General features: G+C 73.8%; 10 protein-coding genes. 6 read left to right on the top strand and 4 right to left on the bottom strand.

Annotated features, from left to right (window positions below):
• Both KME80_RS48035 and KME80_RS48030 read right to left on the bottom strand, forming a co-directional pair.
• Window positions 1–724: glycosyltransferase family 2 protein (locus tag KME80_RS48035; RefSeq protein WP_219519067.1), on the bottom strand; the 724-nt coding region annotated here is incomplete at its 3' end.
• Complete coding sequence (locus KME80_RS48030; protein WP_219519064.1) at window positions 721–2,352, bottom strand: carbamoyltransferase family protein; 1,632 nt, start codon at window positions 2,350–2,352, stop codon at window positions 721–723. The genes KME80_RS48030 and KME80_RS48035, both read right to left, overlap by 4 nt.
• Before the next feature lie 172 nt (window positions 2,353–2,524).
• On the opposite strand from KME80_RS48030, the gene KME80_RS48025 reads away from it, so the two are divergent.
• Genes KME80_RS48025 through KME80_RS48015 form a run of 3 tightly spaced genes read left to right on the top strand, consistent with a single transcriptional unit; the run spans window position 2,525 to window position 4,341 of the window.
• Window positions 2,525–3,106 (top strand): D-glycero-alpha-D-manno-heptose-1,7-bisphosphate 7-phosphatase, encoded by a 582-nt coding sequence (locus tag KME80_RS48025; RefSeq protein ID WP_308126249.1) that lies wholly within the window; start codon window positions 2,525–2,527, stop codon window positions 3,104–3,106.
• Window positions 3,103–4,023, top strand: coding sequence for a glycosyltransferase (locus KME80_RS48020; protein ID WP_219519061.1), 921 nt, complete (start codon window positions 3,103–3,105; stop codon window positions 4,021–4,023). The genes KME80_RS48025 and KME80_RS48020 overlap by 4 nt, the downstream gene beginning before the upstream one ends.
• Window positions 4,024–4,047: 24 nt before the next feature.
• Entirely contained in the window at window positions 4,048–4,341 is a 294-nt protein-coding gene (locus tag KME80_RS48015; RefSeq protein WP_246647011.1) for a WhiB family transcriptional regulator, read from the top strand.
• Here KME80_RS48015 and def read toward each other — a convergent pair.
• A complete protein-coding gene (def, locus tag KME80_RS48010; protein WP_308126248.1) occupies window positions 4,277–4,759 on the bottom strand; it encodes a peptide deformylase in 483 nt (160 codons plus the stop codon). The two genes, KME80_RS48015 and def, sit on opposite strands and share 65 nt — an antisense overlap.
• Before the next feature lie 238 nt (window positions 4,760–4,997).
• Here def and KME80_RS48005 point away from each other — a divergent pair, with 238 nt between their 5' ends.
• Together KME80_RS48005 and KME80_RS48000 are read left to right on the top strand one after the other, a co-directional pair.
• A complete protein-coding gene (locus tag KME80_RS48005; RefSeq protein WP_219519057.1) occupies window positions 4,998–6,137 on the top strand; it encodes a uroporphyrinogen-III synthase in 1,140 nt (379 codons plus the stop codon).
• A 22-nt stretch (window positions 6,138–6,159) separates the two neighbouring features.
• Complete coding sequence (locus tag KME80_RS48000; protein WP_219519054.1) at window positions 6,160–6,939, top strand: sirohydrochlorin chelatase; 780 nt, start codon at window positions 6,160–6,162, stop codon at window positions 6,937–6,939.
• A gap of 82 nt (window positions 6,940–7,021) precedes the next feature.
• Here KME80_RS48000 and KME80_RS47995 read toward each other — a convergent pair whose 3' ends face one another.
• Window positions 7,022–7,876: a PAC2 family protein gene (locus KME80_RS47995; protein ID WP_219519052.1), complete on the bottom strand. Its 855-nt coding sequence runs from the start codon at window positions 7,874–7,876 to the stop codon at window positions 7,022–7,024.
• 143 nt (window positions 7,877–8,019) lie between these two features.
• On the opposite strand from KME80_RS47995, the gene metH reads away from it, so the two are divergent.
• Entirely contained in the window at window positions 8,020–11,481 is a 3,462-nt protein-coding gene (metH, locus tag KME80_RS47990) for a methionine synthase (protein ID WP_219519050.1), read from the top strand.
• The last annotated feature ends 70 nt before the right edge of the window (window positions 11,482–11,551 follow it).

Raw genomic sequence — 11,551 nt, 5'->3', positions numbered from 1 at the left:
GGGCGAGGGCCGTCAGGCCGAGGGCCGTGGTGACGGCGTGGCGGCGCAGGCGGCCGCGCGGGCCGCCGATCGCCGCCCGCCAGCCGCGCCCGTGCAGGCGCCGCATCAGCGCGTCGTCGGCGTTGCCCCGCTGGAAGCGCACGCTGGACCAGTAACCGTCCTGCCGCAGCGGGTGCACGGTCACGCGCGAGCCCCGCACCAGCCGGTGCCCCGCCGCCCGCACCCGCAGCGCCAGGTCCGCGTCCTCCCGGTACGCGCGCGGGAAGCGCTCGTCGAAGCCCCTCACGATCTCCAGCGCCGACAGCCGGTAGGCCATGTCGGCCGTCGGCCACTCGGCCGTCTGCAGCCCGGCGGTGTGCCGTTCGGCGTCGGTGGGCGGCCGGTCGCGGGGCAGCGGCACCACGATGCGGCCCTGGCTGCCCGCCACGTCGTCCGGCAGGTCGGCCAGGTCCTTCCAGACCGCCTCGGCCCACCCGGGCTCCGGCACCACGTCGTCGTCCAGGAACGCCACCCACGGCGTCCTGGCGAGCCGCCAGCCGGCGTTGCGGGCCGCCGCCGGCCCCCGCCCGCCCGAGCGGACGACGCGGACGTGGGACGGCAGGGCGAGCGGCGGCGAGCCGGTGCGCCGGTCGTCGGCCACGATGATCGGCAGGTCCGTCCCCAGCGCGTCGAGCGTGGCCGCCAGTGACGGCCGCCCGATCGTGGGGATCACCACGGTGATCATGATCCGAACACCTCCGCGCGCCGCACCAGGTACGGGCCGAGCGCCAGCACCTCGACGGGCGAGGAGCCGAAGCACTCCAGGGCGTCACGCGGGTCGTCCACCATGGGCCGTCCCGCCGTGTTGAGGCTCGTGTTCACCACCACCGGCAGCCCGGTCAGGCACTCGAACTCGGCCAGCACCCGCGCCATCAGCGGCTGCGCGGCGGGGGAGACCGTCTGGATGCGGGCGGTCCCGTCCACGTGCACCACGGCCGGGATGCGGTCGCGCCAGTCGGGATGCACGTCGTGCACGAACAGCATGTACGGCGAGGGCGTCGGCCCCCGCCCGAAGATCTCGCCGGCCCGCGACTCCAGCACCATCGGCGCGATCGGCCGGAACTGCTCGCGCCCCTTGACGTCGTTGAGTCGTTCGGTGTTGCGCGCGTGCCCGGGATGGGCCAGCAGCGACCGCTGCCCCAGGGCGCGCGGCCCGTACTCGGAACGCCCCTGGAACCAGGCGACGATCCGGTCGGCGGCGAGCTCGGCGGCCACGGCGGCGGCCAGGTCGGCGGGCCGCGAGTGCGGCACCCGGGCCACCTCCAGCCACGCGCCCAGCTCCTCGTCGGTGAACCCGCGCCCGAGCGCGGCGCTGGTCATCGGCGCGGCGGGCTCGCCGTACGCCTGCGCCAGGTGCAGGGCGCCGCCGAGCGCGGTGCCGGAGTCGCCGGCGGCCGGCTGCACCCACACCTCGTCGAAGGGCCCCTCGGCCAGCAGCCGGGTGTTGGCCACGCAGTTCAGCGCGACGCCCCCGGCCAGCGCGAGCCGCCGTTCGCCGGTGCGCTCGTGCAGCCAGGCGGCCAGCTCCAGCAGCACCTCCTCCAGCCGCGTCTGCACGCTGGCGGCCAGGTCGGCGTGGTCGGCGGTCCACGGCTCGCCCTTCTGCAGGGCCTTGGCGTAGCCGTTCCAGTCGACGGGCCCGGCGCGGAAGCCGCCGTCGCCGGTGGTGCAGATCAGCTCACGCAGCTCGGCCAGGTGGCGCGGCGTCCCGTAGGAGGCCATCGCCATGACCTTGTACTCGTCGCTGGAGCGCATGAAGCCCAGGTGCTCGGTGACCTCCTCGTACAGCAGGCCGAGCGAGTGCGGCAGCCGCTGCGTGGCCAGCACCTCCAGCTCGCCGTCGCGGTAGCGGCCGGCCAGGTGGGAGACGTCCTCGCCGCGCCCGTCGCACACCAGCACCGCGCAGTCGCGCCACGGTGAGGCGAGCCCGGCCGAGGCGGCGTGGGCCACGTGGTGCGGCACGTACCGCACCTGCGCCGGGTCCAGCCCGGGCAGCGCCGTGGCCAGGAACAGCGGGGCGCGCACCGCGTAGCGGGTGCGCAGCTCCTCCCAGTCGCCGTCGGGCGCCTGCCGGACCAGGGCGGGGTCGTAGGAGTAGGCCACGGCGTCGACGTCCTCGGGCCCGATCCCCGCCTCGCGCAGGCACCAGGCGGCGGCCTGCTCCGGCAGCTCCCACGCGGAGAACGGCAGCGGGCGCTTGCCGTGCTTGCGGCGGCTGAACCGCTCCTCCTCCGCGGCGGCGACCACCTTGCCGTCCACCACGAGCGCGGCGGCCGGGTCGTGGAAGATCGCGTTGATGCCGAGAAATCTCATCAGTCCTCCCCCTGCGGATGGGAGAACCGCTACCGAGAGGAGCGGCTCTCAAACATGACCCAATCCCGGGAAATGCGGAAACGCCCTGCGCCAAAGGGTGGTTGATTACTCTAAGTAGTTGTTTGCCGGACATGCGGCCGGGTAGCTGCGAGGCACGCGACGGAGGTGGGCAGTGTTCGAACAACGACGTCCCGGGGCCGTGCTCTTCGACCGTGACGGGACCCTGATCAGGGACGTCCCGTACAACGGCGACCCGGCCCGGGTGATCCCGATGCCGGGCGCGCTGGAAGCCCTCGGCAGGCTGCGGCGCGCCGACGTGCCGGTGGCGGTCGTGACCAACCAGTCGGGCGTGGCCAAGGGCCTGCTGACGGCCGACGAGATGGAACAGGTGAACGCCCGCGTGGAGGAGCTGCTCGGGCCGTTCGACGCGTGGGCGATCTGCGTCCACGACGACGGCGACGGCTGCACCTGCCGCAAACCCGCGCCCGGCCTGGTGATCAGGGCGGCCGCGGTGCTCGACGTGAGCCCGCGCGACTGCGTCGTCGTGGGCGACATCGGCAGGGACATGGAGGCCGCCAGGGCGGCGGGCGCCCGCGGCATCATGGTGCCCACGGCGCTGACCCTCCAGGAGGAGATCGACCGGGCCGCCGAGGTGGCCGCCGACCTCATCGACGTCGCCGACCGCGTGCTGAGCGACACCGTCACCGTCGCCGCCGGCCAGGACGCCCGCCACGTGGACTGGAGCCACTGGTGAGGATCCTGCTCTGGCACGTGCACGGCTCGTGGACGACCGCGTTCGTCCGGGGCCGCCACGACTACGTCATCCCGCTCGTCCCCGGCCGTGGTCCCGACGGCCGGGGGCGGGCGGCCACCTACGACTGGCCCGCCGCCGCCCGCGAGGTGCCCTGGGACCGGCTCAGCGACGAGCCGATCGACCTGGTCGTCTACCAGCGGCCGCACGAGCTGGAGCTGGCCCGCGACTGGCTCGGCCGCGACCTGCCCGGCGTCTACGTCGAGCACAACACGCCCAAGGGCGACGTGCCCGAGACGCGGCACCCGCTGGCCGGGCGCGACGACGTCCCGCTGGTGCACGTCACGTACTTCAACGAGCTGTTCTGGGACAACGGCCGGGCGCCCACCCGGGTGATCGAGCACGGCGTGCCCGACCCCGGCCACCTATACACCGGCGAGCTGCGCCGGGCCGGCGTCGTGGTCAACGAGCCCGTCCGGCGCACCCGCGTGGCCGGGACCGACCTGCTGCCGCGCTTCGCCGCCGCGGCGCCGCTCGACCTGTTCGGCATGAAGGTCGACGGCCTGCCCTACGGCACGTACGAGGACCTGCCGCAGCACGCCATGCACGCCGAGCTGGCGCGGCGGCGCGTCTACCTGCACCCCTACCGCTGGACCTCGCTCGGGCTGGCGCTGATCGAGGCGATGACGCTCGGCATGCCCGTCGTGGCGCTGGCCGCCACCGAGGCCGTCGAGGCGGTGCCGCCGGAGGCGGGCGTCGTCTCCACCCGCGTGGACGTGCTCGCCGACGCGCTCAGGGGCTTCGCCGACGACCCCGAGCGGGCCGCGCAGGCGGGCAAGGCCGCCCGCGCCGCCGCCCTGTCCCGGTACGGGCTCGACAGGTTCCTGCGTGACTGGGACCAGCTGCTCGAAGAGGTATGACCCGATTTCGCCTGGGTAGGCGCGATGAGCATGACGACGACGCTCGAATGGTCACGCAGGGCAGCCTGCCTGGACCTGGACCCTGAGCTGTTCTTCCCGATCTCGCACCAGGGCCCCGGCCGCTCGCAGGTGGAACGCGCCAAGGCGATCTGCCGCGACTGCCCCGTGCGCAGACCCTGCCTCGACTACGCGATCAGCAGCCGCCAGGCGCACGGCGTCTGGGGCGGCACCGACCCCGACCAGCGGCGGGCCCTCATCCCGAAGGCGTTGCCGCCGCCAGGAACCGCGCCCGCTCGTCCTCTTCGAGGTGGTCGCTGAACAACACCCCGTCGAGATGGTCGACCTCGTGCTGCATGACCCGGGCCAGCACCCCGAGCGCGCGCACGGTCACCGGCTTGCCGAACATGTCACGGCCGCGCGCCGTCACCATGTACGCCCGCTCCAGCGGCCACCACACGCCCGGCGCCGACAGGCACGCCTCGTCCGCCGTGATCCGGCGCTCCGACAGCTCCAGCCTCGGATTGACCAGATGGCCCTGCGCGCCGTCGTAGGCGTAGACCAGCACGCGCAGCGGCACCCCGAGCTGAGGAGCGGCCAGCCCGGCCCGGCCCTGACCGGCACGCAGCGTCGCCGTCAGGGACTTGACCAGCTTGCGCAGCTCGCGGTCGAAGTCCTTCACCGGCTCCGACACCACGCGCAGCGCCGGGTCGCCGAACATCCGGATAGGCACCGTCACCCGAAACTCCCCGATACGTCGCGTCGCACTCCCAAGGGGTTTCCCCGGCGCGAGCCCCGCCAACCGCGCGGATCCGGGCTTGTGGCACCACGGTGACAGCCCCCCACGGTCCCAGCGGTAACAGTGCTTTTAGCACGGCGGTAACAGTGCCGAAACGCCCCGATCGCAGGATCGAAGACGTGATTTCACCATCGGCTCTCACCCGTGTGATGCCCCGCCCCGCCGGCGAGGTGCCCGCATGATCCTGGAGACCGCGCCCGACGCGCTGGCGGGCTTCACCGTCGGCGTCACCGCCACCCGGCGGCGCGAGGAGTTCGGCGCGCTGCTCGAACGGCGCGGCGCCCGCGTGCTGAGCGCCCCCGCGATCAGGCTCGTGCCGCTCGCCGAGGACGCCGACCTGCTCGCCGCCACCCGCCTCACCCTGGACGGACCGCTCCACGACGTGGTGATCACCACCGGGGTCGGCTTCCGCGGCTGGATGGCCGCCGCCGAGGGCTGGGGGCTCTCCGGCGACCTGGCCGAGCACCTGTCACACGCCCGGCTGCTCACCCGCGGCCCCAAGGCCAGGGGAGCCGTCCGCGCCGCCGGGCTGAACGACCACTGGACCGCGCCCGCCGAGTCCTGCGACGAGGTGAAGGACCACCTGCTCGCCCAGGACCTGCGCGGCCGCCGCATCGCGGTGCAGCAGCACGGCGAGCCCCTCACCGGCTTCGCCGACGCCCTGCGCGCCGCCGGGGCCGAGGTGATCGAGATCCCCGTCTACCGGTGGCTGCCCTACCGCGACCCGTCGCCGCTGCGCCGCCTCATCAGCCAGGCCGTCTCCGGCGCGGTCGACGCCGTCGCCTTCACCAGCGCGCCCGCCGTGCACGCCATGCTCGGCGCGGCCCGGGCCGACGGGCTGGAGGAGGGGCTGCTGGCCGCGTTCGCCGGGCCCGTCGTGGCCGCCTGCGTCGGGCCCGTCACCGCCGCGCCGCTGACCGAGCGCGGCGTCCCCACGCTGCAGCCCGACCGCTCCCGGCTCGGCGCGCTGGCCCGCGCCCTGGCCAGGCACCTGCCGGAGCACGCCGTCACCCGCCTGGACGCCGGCGGGCACCGGGTGGAGATCCGCGGCCACGCGGCCGTCGTCGACGGCGAGCTCAGGCCGCTGCCGCCCGCCCCGATGGCCGTGCTCAAACGCCTGGCCGCCAAGCCCGGCCACGTCGTCTCCCGCGCCGACCTGCGCACCGTGCTGCCGGGCAGCGCCGCCAAGGAGTCGGCCGAGCACGCCGTCGAGATGGCCGTCACCCGCCTGCGCCGCGCCCTCGGCCCCGGCGGCATCGTCGAGACGGTCGTCAAACGCGGCTACCGCCTGGCCTGCGCCTACGACCCCGCCCCATGACCCGCACCCGTAAGGCAGGCCCATGACCCCCGCACCCCCGCCGACCGGCAGGCCGGCGCGCCCTTCGCTCGTGCTGGCCGCGCACGGGACGCGTAGCCGGGAGGGGGAGCGGACCCTGGCGGCGCTGGCCGGGGTCGTGCGGCGGGCCCGGCCCGGCGTCCGCGTCGAGCTCGCCTACCTGGAGATCAGCTCCCCGCCGCTCCCGGCCGTGCTGGCCGCCGCGCCCGGCCCGGTCGTCGTCGTCCCGCTGCTGCTCGCCGGCGGCTACCACCTGCACGTCGACCTGCCCGCCGTCGTCGCCGCGCACCGCCCCGGCGCCGTCGTGGCCGACCGGCTGGGCCCGCACGACCTGCTCACCGCCGCCCTGGCCGGCCGCCTGGCACAGGCGGGGCTGCGCGCCGGCGACGCGGTCGTCCTCGGCGCGGCCGGCTCGTCCGACCCGGCCGGGCTCGCCGACGTCCGCGCCGCCGCCCGCCTCCTCAGTGCGCGCCTGGCCCGGCCCGTCACCGCCGCGTTCGTCTCCAGTGGCTCCCCGTCGCTGGGCGAGGCGCTCGCTCGCGCCCGCTCACCGCGCGTCGCCGTCGCCTCCTACCTGCTGGCCCCCGGGTTCTTCCACGCCCGGCTGCGCGACTCCGGCGCGGACGTGGTCAGCGCCCCGCTCGGCCCCGCCCCCGGCGTGGCCGAGCTCGTCTGGCTCCGCTACGACGCCGCCGTACGCGCCCAGCGCGGCTCCCGGACGGTCTCCTCGGCGCTCGCGTCCCGGCCGGTCACGCCGTACGCGCCGGCGACCGGCTCGATGTAGGCCCGGTGGACCCACCCGGCCGGCAGCAACCCCGGGTGCCGTTCCCGCGAAAGACGGGAGGCCGTACGGGAGGCCGTACGGGTCAGGAGTCCGTGTCGCGGTCGCGGCGCCGCAGGTAGCGCTCGAACTCGGCGGCGATCGCGTCACCGCTCGCCTCCGGCAGCTCCGCCGCGTCCTTGCGCTCCTCCAGCTCCTTGACGTACTCGGCCACCTCGCTGTCCTGCGAGGCGAGCTCGTCGACGCCGTGTTCCCAGGCGCGGGCCTCCTCGTCGAGGTCGCCCAGCGGCATCGGGATCTCCAGCACGTCCTCCAGGCGGCGCAGCAGCGCCAGCGTGGCCTTCGGGTTGGGCGGCTGGGCCACGTAGTGCGGCACCGACGCCCACAGCGTGATCGCGCCCAGCCCCGCCTCGCCGAACGCGTGCTGCAGCACCCCCACGATGCCCGTCGGGCCCTCGTAGCGGCTCAGCTCCAGGTTGGTCGAGCGGGCCAGCGCCTCGTCGGTGGCCCCGCCCAGGATCGGCACCGGCCGCGTGTGGGGGGAGTCGTTGAGCAGCGCCCCCAGCATCACGGCCAGCTCCACCCCCAGCTCGCGGCAGACCTCCACGATGTCGGCGCAGAACGCGCGCCAGCGCATGTTGGGCTCGATGCCGCGCAGCAGCACCACGTCACGCTCGCTGCCCGGCGGCCGGGCGCGCAGCAGGCGGGTCGTCGGCCACACGATCGACCGCGTCAGGCCCTCGCCCATCTCCACGACGGGACGGGTGACCTGGAAGTCGTAGTAGTCGTCCGGGTCGAGCTCGGCCAGCGGCTCGGCCTTCCACGCGGACTCGAGATGGGCGATCACACCGCTCGAAGCCTCGCCCGCGTCGTTCCACCCCTCGAACGCGGCAATGAGCACCGGGTCGACGAGCTCGGGGAGCCCTTCGAGCTCGATCACGTGTCGCCTCCTGTCTCCGCCATCCCGCTAAGCCTATGCGGTGGGGGCCCTCTCATGTCACTCGGTAAGCGTGATCAGCGCCGCGTGCCCTGAGGGGCATCCCGCAGGAAAATCCGCGCGGGCACAGCCGATAGTCTTGGACCATGAGCATCTTCTCCTTCCGTGATGTGCTGTCCCAGCGCGTGGTCGTCGCCGACGGCGCCATGGGGACGATGCTGCAGGCGCAGGACCCGACGCTCGACGACTTCCAGGGCCACGAGGGCTGCAACGAGGTGCTCAACGTCACCCGGCCCGACATCGTCGCCGGCGTCCACGACGCCTACTTCGCGGTGGGCGTCGACTGCGTCGAGACCAACACCTTCGGCGCCAACCTGAGCGCACTCGGCGAGTACGACATCGGCGCCCGCGTCTACGAATACTCCGAGGCCGGCGCCCGCATCGCGCGCGAGCGCGCCGACCACTGGTCCACGCCGGAGCACCCGCGCTTCGTGCTGGGCTCCATGGGCCCCGGCACCAAGCTCCCCACGCTGGGCCACCTGCCCTACTCGACGCTGCGCGACGCCTACCGCGACAACGCGGCCGGCCTGATCGCCGGCGGCGCCGACGCGCTCATCATCGAGACCTGCCAGGACCTGCTCCAGGTCAAGGCCGCCGTCGTGGGCGCCAAGCGGGCCATCGAGGCGGCCGGCCGCGACGTGCCGATCATCGCCCAGGTGACGATCGAGACCAACGGCGCCATGCTGCTCGGCTCCGAGATCGGCGCCGCGCTCACCGCCATCGAGCCGCTCGGCGTCGACGTCATCGGCCTCAACTGCGCCACCGGCCCCGCCGAGATGAGCGAGCACCTGCGCTACCTGGCCCGCCACTCGCGGCTGCGGCTGTCCTGCATGCCCAACGCGGGCCTGCCGGTGCTGACCGCCGACGGCGCCTACTACCCGCTGAGCGCCGGCGAGCTCGCCGGCGCCCACGACACCTTCTCCCGCGACTACGGCCTGTCGCTCGTCGGCGGCTGCTGCGGCACCACCCCCGAGCACCTGCGCCAGGTCGTCGAGACCGTGCGCGGCCGGGAGATCGCCGCCCGCCGCCCGCACCCCGAGCCCGCCGCGTCCTCCCTCTACCAGTCCGTCCCGTTCCGGCAGGACACCTCCTACCTGGCCGTGGGCGAGCGCTGCAACACCAACGGCTCCAAGGCCTTCCGCGAGGCCATGCTCGAAGGCCGCTGGGACGACTGCGTCGAGACCGCCCGCGACCAGGCCCGCGGCGGCGCGCACATGCTCGACCTGTGCGTCGACTACGTCGGCCGCGACGGCGTCGCCGACATGAAGGAGCTCGCCTTCCGGCTCGCCACCGCCTCGACCCTGCCGATCATGATCGACTCGACCGAGTCCGAGGTGATCCGCGCGGGTCTGGAGATGCTCGGCGGGCGCGCCGTCGTCAACTCCGTCAACTACGAGGACGGCACCGGCCCCGACTCCCGCTTCCAGCGCATCATGCGCCTGGTCCGCGAGCACGGCGCCGCCGTCGTCGCCCTCACCATCGACGAGGAGGGCCAGGCCCGCACCGCCGAGTGGAAGGTCCGCGTCGCCACCCGCCTGATCGAGGACCTGACCGGCAACTGGGGGATGAGGGTCGAGGACATCATCGTCGACTGCCTCACCTTCCCCATCGCCACCGGCCAGGAGGAGACCAGGCGCGACGGGCTGGAGACCATCGAGGCCATCCGCGAGCTCAAGCGCCGCTACCCCGGCGTGCAGACCACGCTCGGCCTGTCCAACATCTCCTTCGGCCTCAACCCGGCCGCCCGCATGGTGCTCAACTCGGTCTTCCTCAACGAGTGCGTCAACGCCGGGCTCGACTCCGCCATCGTCCACGCCTCCAAGATCCTGCCGATGGCGCGCATCCCCGACGAGCAGCGCCAGGTCGCCCTCGACATGGTCTACGACCGGCGCCGCGAGGGCTACGACCCGCTGCAGCGGTTCATGGACCTGTTCGAGGGCGTCGACGCCGCCGCGATGCGCGCCGGCAAGGCCGAGGAGCTGGCCGCGCTGCCCCTGTGGGAGCGGCTCAAGCGGCGCATCATCGACGGCGAGAAGAAGGGCCTGGAGGCCGACCTCGACGAGGGCCTGGCCCAGCGGCCCGCGCTGGAGATCATCAACGACGTGCTGCTCGACGGCATGAAGACGGTCGGCGAGCTGTTCGGCTCCGGCCAGATGCAGCTCCCGTTCGTGCTGCAGTCGGCCGAGGTGATGAAGAACGCCGTCGCCTACCTCGAGCCGCACATGGACCGCGTCGAGGGTGAGACCAAGGGCCGCATCGTGCTCGCCACCGTCAAGGGCGACGTGCACGACATCGGCAAGAACCTCGTCGACATCATCCTGTCCAACAACGGCTACGAGGTCGTCAACCTCGGCATCAAGCAGCCCGTCTCCGCCATCCTGGAGGCCGCCGACGAGCAGCGGGCCGACGTCATCGGCATGTCCGGCCTGCTGGTCAAGTCGACGGTCGTGATGAAGGAGAACCTGGAGGAGATGAAGTCCAGGGGCCTGTCCGACCGCTACCCGGTGCTGCTCGGCGGCGCCGCCCTCACCCGCGCCTACGTCGAGCAGGACCTGGCCGAGCTGTTCCCCGGCGAGGTCCGCTACGCCCGCGACGCCTTCGAGGGCCTGCGGCTGATGGACGCCTTCATGGCCGTCAAACGCGGCGTCGAGGGCGCCACCCTGCCGCCGCTGCGCGAGCGCCGCGTCAAGACCGGCGCCGTCCTCGACCGCACCCCCGTCGAGGCGCTGCCCGCCCGCTCCGACGTGGCCGCCGACAACCCGGTGCCCACGCCGCCCTTCCACGGCGACCGCATCGTCAAGGGCATCCCGCTCGCCGACTACGCCTCCTTCCTCGACGAGCGCGCGCTGTTCCTCGGCCAGTGGGGCCTCAAGCCCACCCGGGGCGGCGACGGCCCCGGCTACGAGGAGCTCGTCGAGACCGAGGGGCGGCCCCGGCTGCGCATGTGGCTGGAGCGCCTGCAGACCGAGGGCCTGCTGGAGGCGGCCGTCGTCTACGGCTACTTCCCGTGCGTGAGCGACGGCGACTCCTTGATCATCCTCGACGACAAGGGCGACGAGCGCACCCGCTTCACCTTCCCTCGCCAGCGCCGCGACCGGCACCTGTGCCTGTCCGACTTCTTCCGCGGCAAGGACTCCGGCGAGGTCGACGTCGTCGGCTTCCAGATCGCCACCATGGGCGGCAAGATCTCCGAGGCCACGGCCGAGCTGTTCGCCAAGGACGCCTACCGCGACTACCTGGAGCTGCACGGCCTGTCGGTGCAGCTCACCGAGGCGCTGGCCGAATACTGGCACGCCCGGGTCCGCTCCGAGTGGCGGATCGGCGGCGACGAGTCGCTGGACGACATGCTCAAGGTCAACATCCAGGGCTGCCGCTACTCCTTCGGCTACCCCGCCTGCCCCAACCTGGAGGACCAGGTCCAGCTCTTCCAGCTGCTCGACCCGGAGCGCATCGGGGTCACGCTGTCGGAGGAGTTCCAGCTCCACCCCGAGCAGGCCACCTCCGCCCTGGTCGCCCACCACCCGGAGGCCAAGTACTTCAACGTCTGACGGAAGCGGGCGGCCGCGCCCCGCCCGATCCGCCCCGCCCCGCCCCGCCCGATCCGCCCCGCCCCGCCCC

This window comes from Nonomuraea ceibae, assembly GCF_019396325.1.
Classification (GTDB): Bacteria; Actinomycetota; Actinomycetes; order Streptosporangiales; family Streptosporangiaceae; genus Nonomuraea; species Nonomuraea ceibae.
The sequence above is the reverse complement of the archived record's forward strand: the minus strand, read 5'-3'. Positions and strand labels throughout refer to the sequence as shown.